This is a genomic window from Thalassotalea litorea (assembly GCF_005843925.1).
GTDB lineage: Bacteria > Pseudomonadota > Gammaproteobacteria > Enterobacterales > Alteromonadaceae > Thalassotalea_A > Thalassotalea_A litorea_A.
Genome location: NZ_VCBC01000003.1, coordinates 282,582 through 304,236 on the forward strand (window position 1 = coordinate 282,582; position 21,655 = coordinate 304,236).

Annotated in this window: 19 protein-coding genes; 5 read left to right on the forward strand and 14 right to left on the reverse strand. The window is 44.4% G+C overall.

The genetic code is table 11. The features are described from left to right. Window positions 1-95 precede the first annotated feature (95 nt). Window positions 96-1,790 carry an NAD-dependent malic enzyme gene (locus FE810_RS03215; RefSeq protein WP_138318589.1) on the forward strand — a complete coding sequence of 565 codons (1,695 nt, stop codon included), beginning with the start codon at window positions 96-98 and terminating at the stop codon, window positions 1,788-1,790. A 70-nt stretch (window positions 1,791-1,860) separates the two neighbouring features. Here the strand turns inward: FE810_RS03215 and FE810_RS03220 are convergent, their stop codons facing one another. The 6 genes from FE810_RS03220 to rplU form a co-directional block, all read right to left on the reverse strand. Next, window positions 1,861-2,634 (reverse strand): sulfotransferase family protein, encoded by a 774-nt coding sequence (locus FE810_RS03220; RefSeq protein ID WP_138318590.1) that lies wholly within the window; start codon window positions 2,632-2,634, stop codon window positions 1,861-1,863. After that, window positions 2,627-3,349 carry a hypothetical protein gene (locus FE810_RS03225; protein ID WP_138318591.1) on the reverse strand — a complete coding sequence of 241 codons (723 nt, stop codon included), beginning with the start codon at window positions 3,347-3,349 and terminating at the stop codon, window positions 2,627-2,629. Before FE810_RS03225 ends, FE810_RS03220 begins: the two co-directional genes overlap by 8 nt. 249 nt (window positions 3,350-3,598) lie before the next feature. Beyond that, window positions 3,599-4,090, reverse strand: a complete 492-nt coding sequence (gene folA, locus FE810_RS03230; RefSeq protein ID WP_370738914.1) for a type 3 dihydrofolate reductase — start codon at window positions 4,088-4,090, stop codon at window positions 3,599-3,601. A gap of 167 nt (window positions 4,091-4,257) precedes the next feature. Then, complete coding sequence (cgtA, locus tag FE810_RS03235; protein WP_138318592.1) at window positions 4,258-5,418, reverse strand: Obg family GTPase CgtA; 1,161 nt, start codon at window positions 5,416-5,418, stop codon at window positions 4,258-4,260. Window positions 5,419-5,850: 432 nt separating this feature from the next. After that, on the reverse strand, window positions 5,851-6,108 hold the full coding sequence (gene rpmA / locus FE810_RS03240; protein ID WP_138318593.1) for a 50S ribosomal protein L27: 258 nt from the start codon (window positions 6,106-6,108) through the stop codon (window positions 5,851-5,853). 15 nt (window positions 6,109-6,123) lie between these two features. Further along, complete coding sequence (rplU, locus tag FE810_RS03245) at window positions 6,124-6,435, reverse strand: 50S ribosomal protein L21 (protein ID WP_138318594.1); 312 nt, start codon at window positions 6,433-6,435, stop codon at window positions 6,124-6,126. Between the two features lie 330 nt (window positions 6,436-6,765). On the opposite strand from rplU, the gene ispB reads away from it, so the two are divergent. Beyond that, the gene (gene ispB / locus FE810_RS03250; RefSeq protein ID WP_138318595.1) at window positions 6,766-7,737 is read left to right on the forward strand and encodes an octaprenyl diphosphate synthase; all 972 of its coding nucleotides are present in this window, start codon (window positions 6,766-6,768) and stop codon (window positions 7,735-7,737) included. 349 nt (window positions 7,738-8,086) lie between these two features. On the opposite strand, the gene mdh is transcribed toward ispB, so the two are convergent. Beyond that, window positions 8,087-9,025 (reverse strand): malate dehydrogenase, encoded by a 939-nt coding sequence (gene mdh, locus FE810_RS03255; RefSeq protein ID WP_138318596.1) that lies wholly within the window; start codon window positions 9,023-9,025, stop codon window positions 8,087-8,089. A gap of 395 nt (window positions 9,026-9,420) precedes the next feature. On the opposite strand from mdh, the gene argR reads away from it, so the two are divergent. Then, window positions 9,421-9,888, forward strand: a complete 468-nt coding sequence (gene argR / locus FE810_RS03260; RefSeq protein WP_138318597.1) for a transcriptional regulator ArgR — start codon at window positions 9,421-9,423, stop codon at window positions 9,886-9,888. Window positions 9,889-9,921: 33 nt separating this feature from the next. Here the strand turns inward: argR and FE810_RS03265 are convergent, their stop codons facing one another. The 7 genes from FE810_RS03265 to FE810_RS03295 all read right to left on the reverse strand — a co-directional run bounded on the left by FE810_RS03265 (window position 9,922) and on the right by FE810_RS03295 (window position 17,820). Beyond that, complete coding sequence (locus FE810_RS03265; protein WP_138318598.1) at window positions 9,922-10,854, reverse strand: Dyp-type peroxidase; 933 nt, start codon at window positions 10,852-10,854, stop codon at window positions 9,922-9,924. Between the two features lie 148 nt (window positions 10,855-11,002). Next, entirely contained in the window at window positions 11,003-11,821 is an 819-nt protein-coding gene (locus FE810_RS03270) for a symmetrical bis(5'-nucleosyl)-tetraphosphatase (protein WP_138318599.1), read from the reverse strand. A gap of 3 nt (window positions 11,822-11,824) precedes the next feature. Beyond that, window positions 11,825-12,217, reverse strand: coding sequence for a Co2+/Mg2+ efflux facilitator ApaG/CorD (gene apaG, locus FE810_RS03275; protein ID WP_138318600.1), 393 nt, complete (start codon window positions 12,215-12,217; stop codon window positions 11,825-11,827). A gap of 8 nt (window positions 12,218-12,225) precedes the next feature. After that, window positions 12,226-13,032 (reverse strand): 16S rRNA (adenine(1518)-N(6)/adenine(1519)-N(6))-dimethyltransferase RsmA, encoded by an 807-nt coding sequence (gene rsmA, locus FE810_RS03280; RefSeq protein ID WP_138318601.1) that lies wholly within the window; start codon window positions 13,030-13,032, stop codon window positions 12,226-12,228. A gap of 200 nt (window positions 13,033-13,232) precedes the next feature. Then, window positions 13,233-14,216, reverse strand: a complete 984-nt coding sequence (gene pdxA / locus FE810_RS03285; RefSeq protein ID WP_138318602.1) for a 4-hydroxythreonine-4-phosphate dehydrogenase PdxA — start codon at window positions 14,214-14,216, stop codon at window positions 13,233-13,235. After that, a complete protein-coding gene (gene surA, locus FE810_RS03290; RefSeq protein WP_138318603.1) occupies window positions 14,213-15,538 on the reverse strand; it encodes a peptidylprolyl isomerase SurA in 1,326 nt (441 codons plus the stop codon). The genes pdxA and surA overlap by 4 nt, the downstream gene beginning before the upstream one ends. Before the next feature lie 11 nt (window positions 15,539-15,549). Beyond that, window positions 15,550-17,820 (reverse strand): LPS-assembly protein LptD, encoded by a 2,271-nt coding sequence (locus FE810_RS03295; RefSeq protein ID WP_138318604.1) that lies wholly within the window; start codon window positions 17,818-17,820, stop codon window positions 15,550-15,552. Window positions 17,821-18,197: 377 nt separating this feature from the next. On the opposite strand from FE810_RS03295, the gene djlA reads away from it, so the two are divergent. Together djlA and katG are read left to right on the forward strand one after the other, a co-directional pair. Then, on the forward strand, window positions 18,198-18,992 hold the full coding sequence (gene djlA, locus FE810_RS03300; RefSeq protein WP_138318605.1) for a co-chaperone DjlA: 795 nt from the start codon (window positions 18,198-18,200) through the stop codon (window positions 18,990-18,992). Window positions 18,993-19,288: 296 nt separating this feature from the next. Further along, window positions 19,289-21,577, forward strand: coding sequence for a catalase/peroxidase HPI (gene katG, locus FE810_RS03305; protein WP_138318606.1), 2,289 nt, complete (start codon window positions 19,289-19,291; stop codon window positions 21,575-21,577). Window positions 21,578-21,655: the final 78 nt, after the last annotated feature.

Here is a 21,655-nt window from a genome sequence, read left to right on the forward strand (position 1 = left end):
ACAGGTCTGATCTGCTATGAACAGGTATTAACCTGCTACAAAACTCAGTACAATACGCGGCTTTCCGTCCCTGATCCCAAATACGATAAGTAGCTATGACAAAACCGTCTAATAAAGGTCCGCTGTATATTCCTTACGCAGGCCCAACCCTGTTAGAAACCCCTTTACTGAATAAAGGTAGTGCTTTCTCTGCGCAAGAACGAGTAAGCTTCAATCTTACCGGCTTGTTACCGCCACGCTTTGAATCCATTGAGGAGCAGGTAGAGCGAGCTTACATGCAATATTCAAGTTTCAGAGGATCTTTGAATAAGCATATTTATCTTCGCAATATCCAGGATAAAAACGAGACCTTGTTTCATGCCTTAGTACAGGCGCATTTGGCTGAAATGATGCCAATCATATACACCCCAACTGTGGGGGATGCCTGTGAGCGATTCTCAGATATTTATCGTTCTAACCGCGGCCTGTTTATCTCCTATGCGGAACGTCATCAAATCGATGATATTTTACATAATGCCACTAAACAGAAAGTAAAAGTCATTGTGGTTACTGATGGCGAGCGGATACTCGGCCTTGGCGATCAAGGCATTGGTGGGATGGGCATACCGATAGGTAAACTTTCTTTATATACGGCTTGTGGTGGTATTAGTCCGGCATATACGCTCCCTGTGATGTTAGACGTTGGTACGAACAACGAAAAGCTACTCAATGACCCTATGTATATGGGCGCTCGTCACAAGCGCATTAATCAGCAAGAATACGATGAATTCGTTGAGCTGTTTATTCAAGCGGTTAAACGCCGCTGGCCGAAAGTTTTACTGCAATTTGAAGATTTCGCGCAACCGAATGCAATGCCATTATTGCAACGCTATAAAAATCAGATTTGCTGCTTTAACGATGATGTTCAAGGTACCGCAGCGGTTACCGTAGGTACGTTATTGGCCGCGTGTCGAACCAAAAAAGAATCGTTATCTGAGCAGAAAGTGGTTTTTGTCGGTGGTGGTAGTGCAGGCTGTGGTATTGCTGAGCAAGTGATTGCACAAATGCAGCAGGAAGGTTTATCTGACGCGGAAGCTCGTGCTCGTGTATTTATGATCGACCGGCACGGTTTGGTTACCGATAATATGGAAGGGCTGCGTGATTTCCAACAACGCTTAGCGCAACCTGTCGATTTGTTAAATGCGTGGACATTGCCAACGCAGCAAGCTTCATTGGTCGATGTAATTGAAAATGTGAAACCGACTGTTTTGGTTGGTGTTTCGGGTGTTGGTGGCTTATTCACCGAACATGTGATCAGGTCGATGAAAGCCGGCTGTGATAAGCCAATTGTATTTCCTTTGAGTAACCCGTCACGCCAGGTAGAAGCCCGACCTGAACAGGTGATTGAATGGACCGATGGCGAGGTAATCGTAGCAACCGGCAGTCCATTTGAGCCGGTTACTTATCAAGGTAAAACGTATAATATTTCTCAGTGTAACAATGCCTATATTTTCCCTGGAATTGGCTTGGGTGTGCTGGCAGCGAATATTAAATTTATTAGTGATGAAATGCTAATGGTCGCCAGTGAAACGTTAGCGAATGTTTCACCGTTGGCTAATACAGGTGAAGGGGATTTATTACCGCCGTTGACGGAAATAGCCTCATTAAGCAAACAAATTGCTTTTGCGATTGGTAAATTGGCTCAAGAGCAAGGTTTAGCGCTTGAAATCAGCGATGAACAGCTGCATAAAAATATTGAGAAAAACTTCTGGAAACCAGAGTATCGCCAATATCGCCGCTCGACGATTTAAATAGATGATGTAGTTCTTGCCCTGCAAGGGGAAAAAACACCGGGCTTTTTGCCCGGTTTTTTGTCGTTAATTAAACGGTTTTCTGTTGTGGCGTCGTCGTTAACCAAGCACTGCAATCCCAATTAAGCATTCGCTCTAATTGTTTGATTTCGTAGTAATAAAGCTCGTTCAATCTCGCTCTTTCTACTTCGCTCATCTTGGTATCATAAGGCTTGCTATGAATATCCTTGGGTTGAATGGCAGGAAACGGGGATACTTGCAAAAACTCAGTCACCCGATGTAAGGTTTCAGCGGGGTTTTGCTTCAATGATTCATGACGAATAAACAACAGTTGCGTATCGTCAAAGTAGCGACGCATGCGACGAATTTGCTCGGTGTAAAACCCTCGATCAATATAGGAATAGCGTTGACAAATTCCCGGTAGATGTCGTCTGCATCGAACCTGCTCTTTGGTTATCGCCTGAGAAAAGGACAATGGCTCAAATTTATTGAGACGCGTCATATTCCAATGTGAAAACGCGCGGTCAATGGGGTTACGCAAAACGGCGATCAGCTTAATTTCAGGATTGTATTGATAGATTCTTTCTATCGCATCACTGCTGTACATGTAACTTGGCGTGGCCTCACCAACGATTTTTTCTTTGTTGCTGAAATTAAAGTGCTTATGATAGTAAGCAATGTTTCGCCAGCGTTGATATCTGTCATCACGGTCAAAGAAATGCACTTCCTTCTTACTCGCCATGGCGATACCCGGATGCTGCCTTAAATAAAAATCTAACGCCGTGGTGCCACCTTTTTGAGTGCCAGCGATGATAAAGTTGACTTTCGAATTGCTGTTAACCATATGCAGCAACCTTGTCTTGTAAAAAGGCGTTTTGATATATGTTTAGCATGGCTTGATCGTTGATTAGCCCGAGATTATGTAGTTTAAAAAGGCAGTGATAATCATCTTCCAGATAACGGACCAGGTTTTTTCTGGCGCGCAGCGATAATTCACTGCTGACCTTTGATGGGTTACGTTTGTCGTAGCCAATTTTTTCATTGTCTACCGAGAAGAACTTTTCCATATCCGCGTTTAGGGATTCTTGCATTAACACGCCTTTGATATTCCCAGCTGGACATTTTTTTAGAAACTCGGTTAGATGAAAGCTGATATTTTCCTTGAGATGATGAATACTATTAAACTCATCTATCGCTTCGTGATTGGCGCTGCCATTGTCATCATAAAGACACTCAGCGAGGCGATTAAGCGATTTATATTTGCTTAACGCTTGGTATTCTCCGGGAAATCTCTCCACTTGCTCTTTGCTCTCGACAACGAGTTTATAACGCCAATTAAAGGCTGAGATACTACGACTGATAGGATCTCTGGCGAGGATGTAATATTGATCTTTATTACGATAAATTGGTTTTTCTACATGAAACGAGTAGAACCGTATTTTTCTTGGATCTCTTGCCAGAGTTTTTTGCAGCGTTCCGCCACCACATTTACCTACATGGATTAATACGGTTTTTGGTTTACGTAAATAATATAAGAGATGGTCAACTATATTCGCCATGGCATTCCTCTGTCGTTCCGTTGAACTTAACATTATGGGAAGCGGCGATCATAGAGTTCATCATTCCCTGATGTTAAGAGGGCGATACGCAACACACAGCTAGCTTGTTGTAATCACAATTGTTATTTAGTTGAGTCTAGACTAGAAAATTACATGCGTACAAAATAACTTGGTACAAAAAGGCAGAGAAGTGAGCCTGAATCGTGGCAGGTTCAGGCGATTTGGTGAGCTTTGTTCGGTAATAAAAAGTTAAACCCTTTCGTAGACCTTAAAAATATAATCGTAGGGGTTGTTGTCATCGGCTTGGTGGGCTTGCTGAGAGACACACTGCCAGTCGCCGCCGGCAAGATATTCTGGAAATCGAGTATCCCCTTCGGTTTGCAAATCAATCTCAGTGATATATAAACGATCCGCGGATCCCAGACAATGTTGATAAATACTGCCACCACCGATAACCATTATTTCCTCACAATCCCCGGCACATGCAAGAGCCTTATCAATGCTGGCAACAACTTCAATTCCTTTAGCAGCATAGTTTTGGTCGCGAGAGATAACGATATTTCGTCGCCCGGGTAACGGGAAACCAATCGATTCAAATGTCTTACGGCCCATCACCACAGGTTTTTTCAACGTGGTCTGTTTAAAGTATTTTAAATCCGCAGGCAAATGCCACGGCATTTTATTGTCTTTGCCGATGACGCGATCCGCGGCGTGGGCAACTATCATGGATAATACAGGCATACTAATACAGGTAACTTTTGGTGGATTGTCAGGATTTATGACCACAAATTGTGTCATGAATCGGGGTCATCGGCAATGGTGAGTGTTGGTAATAAATGTTGCTATGCAAATAAAAAACTCCCAAAAAGGGAGTTTTTTATTTAATTGGTTGTTATGGGTCGAGCGCGCTATTTACGATATTCAACTTCAACGTCGTAATCGTCTTCATCCCAATCGTCGTCATCGAGATCATCATCTTCAAACTCTGAAATCGTGTCTTTGTGATAGGTATCCCACTTGAACTCAACGTCTTTTTCTTCATCCAGCGTTTCTTCGACACTCGGTAACGTCTCAATGAAGTTCATAAGGTTTTCGGTTAGTTCTTTTGTGCCTTCGCGATTAAACGCCGAGATCTTAAGTACTTCACCTTGCCAGTCGAGTTTTTCAATCACTCGATTCATCACTTCTTCGGCTTCATCTTCCAATAATAAATCAAGTTTATTAAAGATCAGCCAACGAGGTTTACCGGCTAATTCTTCGGAATATTGCTCTAGCTCGTTGATGATCGTCTGGGCATTTTCCGCCGGATCACTTTCATCGGCAGGTAATACATCGACTAAATGCAGTAACACACGGCAACGTTCAAGATGTTTGAGGAAACGAATGCCAAGACCTGTGCCATCGGAAGCGCCTTCGATTAAGCCTGGAATATCGGCAATTACAAAGCTTCGCTGGGCATTTAAGCGTACCACGCCCAAGTTTGGTACCAAAGTCGTAAATGGATAGTCCGCGACCTTGGGTTTTGCCGCCGATACGCTGCGAATTAATGTCGATTTACCCGCATTAGGCAAACCGAGCAGGCCAACATCAGCAAGAAGCAATAATTCCAATTTCAGGTTACGGATTTCGCCGGGAGTACCATTGGTTTTTTGGCGAGGAGCTCGGTTGGTACTGCTCTTGAATCGAGTATTACCCAAACCATGCCAACCACCTTTAGCGACCATAAGCTGTTGCTTGTGATGGGTTAAGTCGCCGATTTGTTCGCCGGTATCTTCATCAATAGCTCGGGTACCGACCGGAACTTTCAAAATTAAATCACTGCCACCTTTACCTGTACAGTTTCGCGATTTTCCGTTCTCGCCGCGAGTTGCGCTGTGGAAACGTTCAAAGCGGTAGTCGATTAAGGTATTGAGATTTTCATCAGCGATCAGATACACGTCGCCGCCGTCACCACCGTCGCCGCCATCGGGTCCACCGAATTCGACATATTTTTCCCGGCGAAAACTGACACAGCCGTTACCGCCATCTCCAGCTTCAACGCGAATCTCAACTTCATCAACAAATTTCATAAGAGGTTTTGCAACTCCTGCATGGAAATAAACCAGAACTCGGTGCTGACCGTTTGCACGGAATGCGACTGTCCTGATAAAGGTATCAGCTTGGTTATTTAAACTGATATGTAACGTCAACTAGTCTTTATAGTCTAGTCTCTCGCGGATAGATGTATAAGTTATAATGCTATACACCCGTTAACTATCGGTTCTACAGTAATCTGCTATGAGTCGTGATTTCTCAAAAACTCTCTGAGCAGTAGTGCTAAACTCGACGTTAAAGTACGCCTTGTAATTGGCATACTATCCGCATCCTGGTGTCAGGGCATATTACATTCATGTAGGTAATAAACCCTTACTAACAACATCCATGTCACGTAAGGATAAGCACGTCCTTATGCAAAAAAAAACCTCGCAGAGCGAGGTTTTTTCAGAACTCAATGTGGGTAATTACTCAGCAACAATGCTTACGTATTTACGGTTTTGAGGACCTTTCACTTCGAACTGCACTTTACCATCAGATAAAGCGAATAGAGTGTGGTCTTTACCCATACCCATGTTGTTACCCGCGTGGAATTTAGTACCACGTTGACGAACAATAATGTTACCCGCTAAAACAGTCTCACCACCAAAGCGCTTAACACCTAAGCGTTTGCTTTCTGAATCACGACCGTTACGAGTACTACCAGCTGCCTTCTTATGTGCCATCTCAAACGACTCCTATTAACCGTTAATACCAGTAATTTTCACTTCAGTGAACCACTGACGGTGGCCCATTTGCTTACGTGAATGCTTACGGCGTTTAAATTTAACAATTTTTACTTTGTCGGCACGGCCCTGGCTGACAACTTCAGCTGTAACCTTACCACCTTCAACGTAAGGTGCACCTACGTTGATATCGTCGCCATTGGCAACCATTAATACATTATCGAACTCAACTGTCGAACCAACTTCCAGCTCTAGTTTCTCTAGGCGAATGGTTTGACCTTCACTCACACGGTGCTGTTTACCACCACTTTGGAATACCGCGTACATAGCTACTCCGTAATGCGTCGAATTATTTGACGCGCAAATTAAAATAATAGGTCGCGGATTCTACGCTAAGAATCCCCCCAGAGCAACCCCCATTATAAAATTTATGTAAGTTTTTTCATCTAAAATGCAATTCGATAAGAGGTAGACCCGTCGGGCGCTGTAATTAATTCGCAGACGCAATTTTCCCGGAATAAAGGGAAAACCGATTTAGGGTTTGTTAACGCGTAAAATCGTGTAAAATCAGTTAACTTAATTTACTATCATTCTTACGGTTTCTTTGTAATCGTTCTGATTATTCACTGGAACGGCGAAAAGTAGCAATATACAACTATGAAAATCGAGCAAATTCAAACCCTGGCGCAAGCTGATATGAACGCGGTCAATAAGTTGATCTTCACTCAGCTTGAATCCGATGTGGCGCTAATCAATCAGTTAGGCATGTATATCGTTAACGCCGGAGGCAAGCGCATGCGGCCGCTGTTGACGGTTCTTGCCGCCAGAGCCATGGGTTATGAAGGTAAAGATCATGTCTGCCTCGCTGCAATTATAGAGTTTATTCATACCGCAACATTGCTCCATGATGACGTTGTCGATGAATCAGAGTTACGCCGGGGCAGAGAAACCGCCAATGCATTGTTTGGCAACAGTGCCAGTGTATTAGTCGGGGACTTTCTCTATACGCGTTCTTTTCAAATGATGGTAACGCTTCAGGATATGACGGTAATGGAAGTCCTTTCCGATGCCACCAATATTGTCGCGGAAGGCGAAGTTTTACAGTTAATGAACTGCAATGATGCCGAAACGACTGAAGCAAGTTACATGCAGGTAATTTATTGCAAGACAGCAAAACTCTTTGAAGCGGCGACCCGCCTTGCGGCAGTTATCATGAAACAATCCGGCGAGCTTGAAGAAGCGATGACAGTTTATGGTCGTCACTTAGGTACCGCCTTCCAATTGGTTGATGATTTGCTCGATTACACCGCAGATGCTCAGGAAATGGGAAAAAATGTCGGTGATGACCTAAGTGAAGGTAAACCAACCTTGCCTCTTTTATATGCGATGCAAAAAGGTACTGACGCCGAAGCGAAACGAATTCGTGAAGCGATTGAAACCTGCAATGGTATGGAGCACTTGGATGAAATCCTGGCCATTTTAGAACATACTGGCGCATTAGAATATACCTACCAAAAAGCGGTTGAAGAGTCAGAAAAAGCAGTAGCGGCGTTATCTGTATTGCCAGAGAGTGATTACAAACAAGCGCTAATAGCATTGGCAGGAATCGCTGTTGAACGCTCTGCGTAAAACTTTATGGGCAAATAAATAATACCCAAGGTGCCTTGGCCTGGTATCAAGGCAGATGTATCTTCCCCGTTCAATAAACTACCCCTAAGCTTATTCTTGTTTCTACGAACTACTATAAAGAAAGGCACCATACGGACGTCTTTCTTTATAGTTGTTAATATCAGAATATCATCACTCCCCGCTACGATAGTGAAACACCTAAGCAGATGTATGGATAAACTATTTTTAGAAGCAGTATCAAGGGGTCAGAGTCGTTGAATTAAATCAACGACTCTGACCCCTTGATATTTCAAAGCCCTTAAATGCAAAAGGCGCCAATCGGCGCCTTTTTTACAAAGAGCTTTTGAGATTATTGATTGATAAAATCAACACCTTCCTGAATGTCTTTGTTTAACGTTGCAAGCATGTCATCTTTTGCTTTTTGCTCAAATGCGCTTAGCTCGCCATACGGCAAGTACTCTTCAACACCGTTTTTACCTAGACGTACAGGTTGAGCAAAGTACTGTGCATCGCCAGTATTGCCTTCAACATAGGCATAATCGATTACGTTTGCTTCGCCTTGTAAACCCTTAATCAAGGATAAACAAAAACGTGCTGCTGCAGCACCCATAGAAAGGGTTGCAGAGCCGCCACCAGCTTTTGCATTTACAACTTCAGTACCCGCGTTTTGAATGCGTGGCGTTAATGCTGCAACTTCTTCGTCACTAAACTCAACACCTTCAACTTGGGAAAGAAGCGGTAGAATCGTTGTGCCTGAGTGACCACCAATGACTGGAACGTTAGTTTCAGCAACATTAAGGCCTTTTAATTCAGCAACAAATGCTTCAGAACGAATAACGTCCAAAGTCGTAACACCGAATACGCGGTTTGCTTCGTACGTGCCAGCTTTCTTAAAAACTTCCGCAACAATTGGTACAGTGCCATTGACCGGGTTAGTAATTACACCAACGAGCGCCTTCGGACAGTTCTTAACAATCCCTTCGGCTAATGTTTTGATGATGCCAGCATTCACAGCGAACAAATCCGCACGATCCATACCTGGCTTGCGTGGCATACCCGCAGGGATCACAACGATATCAGCGCCGGCTAATGCTGTGTCCAAATCTTCTTTACCATAACCTTCAACACTAACGGCTGTTGGGATGTGAGATAAATCGACAGCAACGCCTGGTACAACAGGTGCAACATCGTATAAAGATAATTCAGAGCCAGCAGGCAATTGAGTTTTTAACAGTAAAGATAACGCTTGACCGATACCACCAGCTGCGCCTAGAACAGTAACTTTCATTTAACTTCTCCGAGGTTTTGAGTTTATGGTCGATTGAATCATTCCCATGTGTCTGGATACGTCCAAGTTTAGTAAAAACTTTACTGAGAAGTCGCCGGAATATAAAGGGCAAAAACACCTTGATTAAAACCGCTATTCTCCAAAACGTTCTTTATTTCGACACCACCTTAATATCGATGCTTCTAGTGAGCATGGAAGGGGTAGGCAGGAATATTATCCGATAGAAGTCGATTTAACTTCGCCAGAAAAAATCAATCAAATTTTGGGCGCACAAACCATACCGAATCATGGCCTAAAATACAATCGATTTTATCGCTAAGGAAAAAATGCTATGCTTGCCAAAGCAAGGTGTTACGTTCGTTTTTTATTTTTGAACAGGCCATTAGATAACGATTATGTCATTACAACAAAAGCAGGAAGCATTGGTAAATGCTTTTAAAGATTTATTAAAACAAGAACGTTTTGGCTCCCAGGGCGAAATCGTCGAAGCTCTGCGTGCTCAGGGGTTTGATAATATCAGCCAGTCGAAGGTTTCTCGGATGTTGAGCAAGTTCGGTGCAGTGCGCACGCGTAATGCCCGCCAGGAGATGGTTTATTGCCTGCCAGCCGAGCTGGGAGTGCCGACAGCGAAAAGCCCATTGCGCCAGTTGGTTTTAGATATCGAAGCGAATGAAATGATGATCATCCTTCGTACCAGCCCAGGTGCTGCTCAGTTAATCGCTCGGTTGCTGGACTCTTTGGGGAAAGCCGATGGTGTGCTAGGGACCATCGCCGGAGATGATACGATTTTCATTGCACCAACCAAAGTTAGTGAGATTGATGCAACACTCGAAAAGTTGCATCTGCTTTTTCAAAAAATCTAATCAACTTACTCATTACAGGGTAACTGGCCTGCCTTATTCCGAGGCAGGCGCTAAATTTTCAATAAAATCTATCGATGGTGCAAAGAAAGCTGCGCCGGTTTCCGCTTGCGTATATTTCAATATATGATCAAAATTTCCTTCGGAATCGCCATTGATCATACTGTTTAAAATCAGCTCGAAGTTATTTGGGTTATTGCAATAAGAGACGAAAAACAATCCCTGAACTTTCATATGGCCATAGGGCATACTTTGCCTGACAAGCTCTAATGAATTACCCTGATCATCTTTTAAGTTGGCGCGTTTTGTGTGTGCAGTATCGGCTTTATCGGCGCTCGCATACTCTATATCATCGCGCTTGGTGCGGCCGTAGACATCTTCTTGTTGCTTGGTTTCAAGGGTTTGCCACAGCTCCATATTGTGACGATATCTTTGGATGTGCAAATAACTGCCGCTGGCAAATAACGGCTGCTCTTCACTTTTAACCAAAGCAACCTCTCGCTTGTGAGGACCTTTGGGGTTCTCTGTGCCATCGACAAAGCCAGTCAGGTCTCGGCCATCGAGATAACGAAACCCTTTTACTTGCTCAACTAGTTCGACGCTGGAATTTAGCATTTCACATACTCGAGTACTAACGATGTGGTTGACATCGGCTCTGTCACTGCGAATTTCGATGTATAGATCGACATTATTGGCAGGCGCTATACGATCATCGCGTTGCATCGCCGAAAAGGGGCGTAACCCTGCAGGTTTGGCCTGCGGATAAAACTCGTCCCAATACGCAGCGCCAATTGCAATTACCGTATTTAAATTGGATTCAGAAAACTGCTCTTGATAGTCGACAAACATTTGCGGCAATTTCGCCAACGTCTGCCTGACATAATCATTTTTATTATCAAGGACATTAAAAAGCAGGTAATAGCTGTGTAAATTCGGTTCCGCGCAGACACCAAATTGTTCTCTCGCCATTGCAAATACCATCTCTGATTAGAATTTAAGCCTAAGTATATGAGTTTATCGCCTAATGAAAAAGCTTAATTGTTAATGGTAAGTAAAGAAGTTGTTATTTGACTAAAAAGGCTGGGGTGTAAATTTAGCACTTATCGAAAATTAGCGATTAGCCAATTCGTTTAACCGATGGTACCTGGAAGCGTTTTTTATCATCCCAGCGAAGCAGCGTCATCGTTCCTCCCCAGACGCATCCAGTATCCAATGCGTAAACATTCGGGTGAGAGCATTGCCCCTCCAAAGTTGCCCAATGGCCGATAATCCATTCCGTGCTATTAAGGTTTTGATCCAGTTCGAACCAAGGCGTTAAGTTGCTATCGGGATTATGCTCGGGATGTTCTTTATGAGTAAATTCTAAATCGCCTGATGGGGTGCAATAGCGCATCCGGGTCAGGGCATTAACACTATAGCGAAATCGTTGCAGCTCATTCTTGGCATGTTGCCAGGCTGCGGGTTCATTGCCATACATGGCTTCTAGGTAGAATCGACGATCTGATTGCAGGCATTGATGAATAAATCCAGCCTGTTCGATTGCCGTGTCGATATCCCATTGCGGCGCAAGTCCGGCGTGGCTCATATAGGCTTGGCAATCTGGTAATTTTCGCAGCAGAGGCTGTGATGCTAGCCATGTCATTAATTCAGGCGCATCCGGTGCATCAAGGACTGCTTGGAGATAGTCTTTTTTATGGGGTTTTTTAAAACCTTCCCAAATGGCAAGCAAATGTAAGTCATGGTTACCAAGAACCGGTTTTGCGCTATCGCCTAACGAACGCAGATACCGAAGCGTTGCTAAAGAGTCGGGACCTCGGGCCACCAGATCGCCGGTGAGCCATAGTTCATCTTTATTTTGGTCAAAACCTGCCTGGTCGAGCACTTGTCGTAGCTCAACGTAGCATCCTTGCACATCACCGACCAGATATATTGCCATGGTTTAATTCAAAATATTCGGAACCGCGAGACGAAAAACCGGTATGTCCACCTTGTGCTCTTTACCGTCTAAATCCTGCAACGTGTAAAAGCCTTCCATGGTACCAAGCGGGGTTTTTATGATTGAACCACTGGTATATTGATACGACTGCCCAGCAGCGATGACTGGCTGCTGACCTACGACACCATCACCCTCTACGGAAACTTTATTTCCATTGGCATCGGTGATCAGCCAACTACGGGCTAGCAACTGCAAGGTTTCTGAACCGCGGTTTTCGATGGTGATGGTATAACTGAACACAAAGCGCTCATTATATTGATCGGACTGCTCTTCAATAAAATGAACCTGAGCATTAATGTCTACCTGAGAATTTTCCTGGCTACAAACGCTACTCATTTAATTGATTACTCTGGTGAAGTATCCGCAAGGTAATTGGCAATTAGCACGTACTCTTTAAGGCTGAGATTTTCCGGGCGTAAACTTGGTTTAATACCAAGACTTTCCAATTGCTCAGCGGATAGTAATTTACCTAAACTGTTTCGGATTGTTTTTCTTCTTTGGTTAAACGCTTCTGTACAGACTCGGCTAAGCCATTTGACGTCCTTGGCAGGAAAAGGGATTTCCTTATGAGGAATTAACCGAACAATGGCACTGTCCACTTTCGGTGGTGGCTGAAATGCTTCCGGTCCAATTTCCATAACCGGAACCACCTGACAATAATATTGGCACATAATTGACAAACGACCAAACGTTTTACTATCTGGTCCGGCAGCCATTCGATTTACCACTTCTTTTTGCAACATGAAGTGCATATCTTTAATTTTATCTTTAAATGTCAATAAATGGAAAATTAAAGGAGTGGAAATATTATAGGGTAGATTGCCAAAAACCCGCAGCGGTTGTTCGCTGGCCAATTCACCAAAATCGAATTTTAACGCATCAATTTCATAAATTGTCAGGTGTTTGGCGATAAAAGGGTGATGACGTAGGCGGTGGGCAAGGTCTCTGTCCAGCTCTACCGCGCTGATATCTCCGGCACGTTCAATAACGGGCTCTGTCAAAGCACCTAAACCAGGGCCAATCTCAATTAAATTTTCGCCTTCGCTTGGATCGATAGCATCGACGATACGACTAATTACCGCATCATCATGAAGGAAGTTCTGACCAAAGCGTTTTTTGGCCTGGTGCCCTAAATGGCTTTTATTGCTCATTGTGTTTTATACCAAATCTTGTGAATACCGGATCACTGAGTCGCATTGATTGAAACAAAAATGCTACCCACAGGGAGTGTCTTTAAACACCTGATAACGACCTGACATTAAACAACACAGAAATAACGTTGTGCTGTAAATATCTGGCTTATAAGGTGTTACCTATTTTCTCAGTTTTTTGCCCAATAAGGTCAATTAGGTCAATTAGTATTGGTGACTAACTCTATTGCATGGTTTAACGCGGCACGAAAACTACCGCAATCTACTTCGCTTTTGCCTGCAAGTTCGATAGCGGTGCCATGATCGACACTGGTGCGAATAAACGGCAGACCCAACGTGATGTTCACGGATGCGCCAAACCCTTTATATTTTAGTACGGGTAATCCCTGATCGTGGTACATTGCCATGACCGCATCGGCCTTGGCTAAATATTTTTCCTGAAAAATAGTATCCGCGGGTAATGGCCCGACTAAATGAATCCCTTCTTGTCTTAAGTTTTCTAACGCAGGGCTGATCACGTCGATTTCTTCTCGCCCTAAATGACCGTCTTCCCCGGCATGAGGATTCAAGCCGCAGACATAAATTTTAGGCGATTCGATACCAAACTTCTGTTTAAGATCGTTATCGAGGATACGAGTGATTTTTTGCACTCTGTCATAGGTAATGGCTTTCGAAACATAAGCGAGAGGGATATGGGTGGTCATCAAGGAAACACGAAGTCCCTCTGTTGCCAGCATCATTACTACATCGGAACAATTTGCCTGTTGTGCAAAGTATTCCGTATGACCGCTAAATGGAATGCCGGATTTGTTAATCAGTCCTTTGTGGACGGGACCGGTAACGATAGCCTGAAATTCACCGTTCATATTGCCTTCACAGGCGAGGCGCAAGGTCTCAACTACGTAAGCGCCGTTATTCGGGTTTAATTCACCAGGAATACAGGGTTCAGCAATAATGACCGGTTTAACGGTCAGGCGACCGGCTTTATGGGAAGTCGCCTGCTGGTTTTCATCGTAGATGTCGATTTCCAGACTCAAACCTAACATGGCGGCACGTTGCTTGAGCATTTCTGGATCCGCTATCGCAATTAATTGAGCCGACCAATCCTGTTGTGCAAGTTGCACTAAAATGTCAGGGCCAACTCCCGCGGGTTCACCTGGGGTAATTGCGATTTTGGCGATCATTCGTTGCTACTTCCCTGATCCATAATTTCGATATAAGCTTCGTCGCGGATTTCTTTCATCCAACGCACGGACTCAGTACCAAATTTGCGATTGTATATTAGCTGATAGGCTCTGTTCGACTGATTGGTATCGGTAGCATCCTGAGTACGCTTGCCGGTAAGTTGCACTAAGTGCCAACCAAACGATGAACGGAAAGGCTGGTGATATTCGTCAACTTCCAACGTCGCTAAAGCTTCTTTAAACGCCGGGTCATAACTGCTTGGGTCGGCCCAGCCTAAATCACCGCCGCGGGTCGACGTTGGTCCTTCTGAGTGTTCACGTGCCAGAGCATCAAATTCCGCTTCTCCAGCTTCAATTTGTGCCAGCATATCCAAGAGCATTTTTTCTGCTTTTTCTTCCGAAAGAATAATCGAAGGCTTGATCAGAATATGACGAGATTTCACTTCTTCAATCTCGACTTTTTGCTTACCACGGATATCAAGAATTTTGATGATATTAAAACCTAGGCCGGTACGTACTGGACCAAAAACCTCGTCTTTGTTCTTGTTGTTTACCAATTCGGCAAACAAGGTTGGCATTTCGTTGATCGAGCGCCAGCCTAAATCACCACCTTCCAGAGCTGTCGGTGCGCTTGAAGATGCGATTGCAATTTTTTTGAAATCAGAGCCATTGTTTAACAACTCAACGACTTTATCCGCACGCTCTTTCGCGGCAACTAAATCTTCTTGAGTCGGTTCGTCTGGAAATGAAATAAGTATGTGGCCCAGGTTATATTCGACATCGGCATTGGTCTGCTCTTGCATCATTTTAACCAGGTTGTCGATTTCCTGAGGCGTGATAGAAACACGACGGCGGACACTGGCACGTCGAACTTCACCGGTAACCAATTGCTTGCGAACATCTTCGCGATAGCTATCCCATTGCATGCCGGAGTTGATGATTTGCATACGAAAATCGACAATATTATTAAAGCCATTTTCACGGGCGATATTTTTGATGGTTTCATCAAGTTGGGCATCACTGATTTGTACGCCCATACGCTCGCCTAATTGCATCATCAGGCTGTCGGTGATCAATTTCTCCATCGCCTGGGTACGCAATGCGTTATCTGATGGGAGACTTTGTCCTTCGGATGCAGCCTGTTGCTTGACCTGATTTACAAGTCCTTGCACTTCTGATTCGAGAACCACGCCTGTATTTACAATCGCGGCGACACTGTCTAGCGGTTGCTCTTCGGCTTGTATCAAGCCGCTAAAACCTAATGAACTGATCATCAGGCCCGATGCCAAAACGGCTTTACGAATTATTGTTTTATTTAACATACATCTTTTCATTAATTTGAGAGGAAATAAGGCCGCTTATAGCCAAATAGTCCTGAACGTAACATATCATCAATCGCAAGTGGTTTCTGATCGCCGCCGAGGCCTTTTAATACAAATTGCAGGGAAACCCCAGTATCAAAGGCATCGCGATCTTCTGCCAAAAAGTCCCGCTCGTCAAGGTTGGTGTTGATATTACGGTGATAAGCAACGCGTACCGCCCAACAACAACTCTCATATTGAAAACCCGCATAGGTTTCCAATGAGCGACTGCGCACCAAATCTTCAGTGACATGACCAATAAACTGCCAGTGGCGATTTATCGGAAAACTGGTTAACGCAGATACTTGCTCTACTTCGTTACCCGACAGGTTTCGAATGTAATGATGGTTTAATTGCACCAGATTACGTTCATTTTTACGATAATCAATAGTAAGCTGGCTTTTTTCGGTGCTATTTTGTTCTGTATCGTATTGAATGTCACCCCTGAACTGCCAACGTTCTGTTAATTGTAAAAATAAATCTGCGGCTAATGCAGACTCACTTTCCGGTTCGTTTTCTTCATTAAGCGCGATATTGCTGTCATTGAAGTAGACAATTTGACCCAGGCTTAAACGAAAAAGTTCCGCATTGGATTCATCAAGTAGGCGCGAAGTCACACCCCAGGAAATTTGGTTGGCCTGGGCAATACGATCTAAACCACTGAATCGGCGGTCCCGAAACAGGCCGTCAAAGTCATCCTGCAACGGCGTTGTATCGTAGTTGGCAATCATCGACTGATCTTTGTCCGGGATATACAAGTATTGCAATTGCGGCTCTAAGGTTTGTACAAAATTTTGTTTAAAATAGCTGGCAAATCGGTCAAATCTCAAGCCCGCATGAATACGCGCTTTGGGTAATGTGCGACTCACATCTTCATCAAGTTCTGGATTGTTATCGATGTTATGTTGTTGATACTGGGTGTGCATCAACCGTACATCAGTATTCACGAACCAACCTGGCATCGCGTATGGTAAGGCGATTCCTGCCTCGACGTGCAACCGGTCAGCTTCTGGTTTGTTCGGGTCGTCTATTGCAAATCGTGTATATTCGCCAAAGACATTAAATGAACTATTGAGAAAGCCAAGGGGTTGATAGGCAAGAAAATCCAGTTGCGGTAAGGTTTGGTAGCTGTCCTGGCGATCACCTAAAACTTTTAAGCCTTGCACTTTTACGCTCGATTGCCAGTTCTCAGCAAAATAGGATAATTCACCGATTCGCCACAAATAGGCATCGGTTGAAGAAAACTGGTCACTTTCGAGATCGACCAGATAGTTATCGTCGCTAATATCGCTGAAATCAACAAATACCCGGAAGTTGTCTGCGAAGGTGCCCATATGCTGGTAACGTCCTAAGTAGCGTTCTTCTTTGCTGGATAGCTCGTTGTCTTCACCGAGATATTCAAAATCGATTTTCCCGAATTGCTCGCCAAATAGGTAGCGAAATTGCGACTTTAACTGAGTGCCACGTTTGGACATATAATACGGCGTAATCGTCGCATCCATGTTTTCCGCAATATTCCAGTAAAACGGAACACCGAGTTCAAAACCGGATTTACTGGATGAAGAAATTTGTGGATACAGGAATCCTGTTTTACGTTCGTTGGTTAACGGAAAGGTAAAATAGGGCAGATACATAACCGGAATATCTTTGATCCGAAATACCGTGTTATAGGCACTGCCGGTGTTGTCTTCAGTGGACAAGTTAATTTCGCTGGCGGAAAGCAGCCAATCCGGTGTTTCGTCGATACAGGAGGTAAAACTGGCGTCTTCCAGACTTACCCCTTGCTCTGTGATCTTTAATTGCTCGGCAGCACCTCTCCCAGGAGAGAGACCCAGTTGGTAATTGGAGTTACTCATCACCACAGAATTATTATTGTTGTCCGCTTCCAGTTGGCTCGATTGAATGGTGATATTGCCATCTTGAAATTTGGTATCGCCGGAGGTGCGAATTTTTCCGGCACCACGGTCAATGGTGACTTCATCGGCAACAATGCGTTTATCTTCGTAGGCGAGTTTTACCCCGCCAGCAAACTTAGTGGCCTGCTCGGCAATGGTTTGAGTGGATTTTGATTCAATAACAATGGAGTCGAAGCGCTGAGTTAAGTCTTCGCGCAGCTCAATCGGAATGACTTCAGGTAAGGGGCATTGAACAAAGGCCGTTGGCATCTCAGGCGCAGGACTTTCCTGTGCAGTAAGAGGCGCACTAAATACGGTTAACAATACAGCAATACGGGAGCTTGGCATGCACTTTCCGAAAGAATAAGACGATTTATTTTTATCAAATAATTCAATTATTATAGTCTTGGCCGTTTATTCGGCCCGCTCTGCTAATCTAAAGGCTAACGCCCAGTTACGATCAATTACATTGGTCACTATGATATAGCAATTTATCTGAAAAAACATTACTTGTAACACCCAATAATGGCTTAAATCTGCATTGCTGCAAATTAACCGCAAGCCATTTAATTGCATAGGATCTAATTGAATAGAGTACGAGCATTGCACTCGTGGTATGGAAATCTGTATTATGGGCCATCGTAACCAGTCATAAATTGGTTAAGGGTGTGGTGTACACGCCATGTAATAACAGTTTTCACAAAGATGATGATAAAGGTTGATTGATGAGAATATGGGGTAGATTTTTTGGCACCTTGCTGGGCTTTATGGTCGGTAAAATTATTGGTGCTGTAATCGGCTTTTATTTTGGCTACAAGTTTGACAAAGGATTAGGCGGAGATTTTGGCGCGTTTAACCAGCAAAATGAAACGCAACGTCAAAACGACTTTTTCAATATCACCTTTGCGGTAATGGGACATATAACCAAAGCGTCGGGGCAGGTCAGTGAAGATGAAATCGCTTTTGCAACGGCCCATATGAATCGCTGGGGTTTAAGCGGTGATGTGCGCCAGGCGGCTCAAAAGTCGTTTCGTGATGGCAAACAACCCCATTTTAATCTGCAAGAGCAGATGAAAAAATTAAAACGGGTGTGCTTTGGCCGCAAAGACTTATTGCAAATGTTTGTTGAAATACAAATTCAGGCGGCATTTGCCGATGATAATTTACACCCGAAAGAACGAGAGATATTACATGGTATTGGTGCGTCACTAGGGATCCCAGCACGGCATTTAGATTTTATGTTGGATCGTATTGTTGCCGGTGAACACTTTCACCAGCAAGGATCACAGCAATCACCACAACAGCAAAAACAACATCTTAGTGATGCCTACAAAATTCTCGGCGTAACGCCGCAAAGCTCAGCACGTGACGTGAAAAAAGCGTATCGTAAATTAATGGCCCAACATCATCCGGACAAGTTAGTTGCGAAAGGTTTGCCACCACAATTAATGGAAGATGCCAAACAAAAAGCTCAGGATATTCAAGCGGCTTACGAGCTGGTCAGCAAACAAGCGGCATAGTCGATGAGCTAGGCTTACTCTGCTTAGCTCACTGTCAATAACAGACCATATTGCAACCAATGATCGGCATTTGCCACTTTACTGGCATAATATTATTCGCTTTTATTTGTCCTGCCGGTTGAAAGTAAGTAGCTTTTCAACGATTGATAATAGCGTTCTGTTTAATCGATTTAACCAACTTTTCAAATCCTCCATTACCACTAAACTTAAAGTCGTGCCATTCCATTAAACCACTGGTGCGATCATCACAAAAGATACTCGCACCATTCTGATGACCCGAAACTCGGAGGAGTATTATGAAGCGTACGTGTAGATTTCAACAACCAGTGCTGGTCACGTTTATCAGTACGGCGTTATTTGCTTCCGTAGTGTTTGCTGAGAGTCAGTCTAGCAAACCTGCTGGGGCGATAGGAGCGGGTGAAATGCCGCTCCTCAACCAACCTAAATCCAATCATTTCTGGTGGCCTGAACAGCTCGATTTATCGCCGCTTCGGGATCACAGTGTTGCCTCCAACCCGTATGGGCCTGATTTTGATTATGCTGAAAAATTTAATACTTTGGATATTGACCAGGTTAAGTCCGACGTGGACAAGCTATTGACGGAATCGCAAGACTGGTGGCCAGCTGACTTTGGCAATTATGGGCCCTTGTTTATTCGTCTTGCCTGGCATAGTGCAGGAACGTACCGAACCCTCGATGGTCGTGGCGGTGGTGATGGCGGACAAATGCGTTTTGATCCATTAAATAGTTGGCCAGACAATGGGAACCTCGATAAAGCCAAACGCTTGTTGTGGCCGGTTAAACAAAAGTACGGAGAAAGCTTGTCTTGGGGCGACCTGATGATACTAGCTGGCACCGTAGGGCTGGAAAATATGGGCTTTAAAACCTATGGATTTGCAGGTGGTCGTACGGATGACTGGGAGCCTGATATTGTTTATTGGGGCCCTGAAGTCGAAATGCTGGCAAGCGACAGGGAAAGTAAAAACGGTGAATTGCAACGACCCCTTGGGGCAACCCATATGGGGTTAATATATGTGAACCCAGAGGGACCAAAAGGTAAACCAGACCCTAAAGGTTCGGCCAAAAACATTCGCATAGCATTTGGCCGAATGGCGATGAATGACGAAGAAACCGTCGCATTAATTGCGGGGGGACATACCTTTGGTAAAATGCATGGCGCAGCCAAAGCTGCCAAATGTTTAGGCAGAGAGCCCGGCGGTGCGCCAATTGAAGAACAGGGACTTGGCTGGATAAATAGCTGTGGCAAAGGGCACTCCGAAGATACCATTACCAGTGGGTTGGAAGGGGCCTGGACGCAACAACCCACCCGTTGGACCACCTTGTATCTGCAAAATTTACTGAATAACGAGTGGGAACAAACGACAAGCCCCGCTGGGGCAATTGTTTGGGTCCCGAAGGATAAATCTTTGCACGAGTCTGTGCCGGATGCCCATGTCAAAGGTAAGCGCAATCCACCGGTCATGACGACTGCAGATTTAGCCATAAAGTTTGACCCGGAATATCGTAAGATTGCGGAACGCTTCTTAGCTGAGCCGGAAGAATATCGTCTGGCGTTTGCCAAAGCCTGGTATAAATTGACCCACCGAGATATGGGCCCGAAAAGTCGTTATCTAGCAGACACAGCGCCTGAAGAATCATTCATTTGGCAAGATCCTGTGCCGCCTGTGGAGTATGCAGCGTTGGATGAAAAAGCAATAACTTCATTGAAAGAAGCGGTTTTAGATTCAGAACTTTCAGTGCCGGAATTGGTGCGCACTGCCTGGGCTTCAGCAGCAAGCTTTAGAGCCTCGGATATGCGTGGTGGTGCCAATGGTGCCCGAGTTTTATTGGCACCTCAAAAAGACTGGCCAGTTAATAATCCGGACGAGCTAGCTAAAGTAGTGGATGAGTTATCGGAGATTCGTGATAATTTCAATGATGATGCGTCCTCAGGTATGGGGATTTCGATGGCAGATATGATCGTCTTAGCGGGTAATGCGGCGGTGGAAAAAGCTGCCAAAGATTTCGGTTATGATGTTTCGGTGCCATTTGAGGGAGGCAGAACGGATGCGACTCAGGCGCAAACCGATGTTGCCTCGTTTGCATTGCTCGAACCCAAAGCCGATGCATTTCGCAATTACTTTAACACTGAAACGAGTTACAAAGGACCTGCACAGATGCTAGTTGATAAAGCGGACCAGTTAAATCTTACTGTGCCGCAAATGACGGTACTAGTCGGTGGGCTTCGTGTGTTAGGTGCAAACTCTGACGGCGTAAAACATGGCGTTTTTACCGATAGGGTGGGTACCTTAAGTAATGACTTCTTCGTGAACTTGCTGGATATGTCGATAATGTGGCAAAAAGCATCGGAGGAAGGCATCTATAATGGTGTTGAACGCAATAACGGTAAGTCTCAATACTCAGCGACCACGGTGGACCTGATTTTCGGTTCAAACTCTGAGCTAAGAGCGGTGGCGGAAGTTTATGCCTTTGACACATCGAAGGAAAAATTCGTCAACGACTTTGTTGCTGCTTGGAGCAAAGTGATGCAGCTAGATCGTTTCGATTTACGACACCAACTGTAATATCAAATTGACTCCTTGTCATAGATTACGTCTAAATGTGGGCGCAGTATTAAGCGCTGCGCCCAATGTCGTTATTAC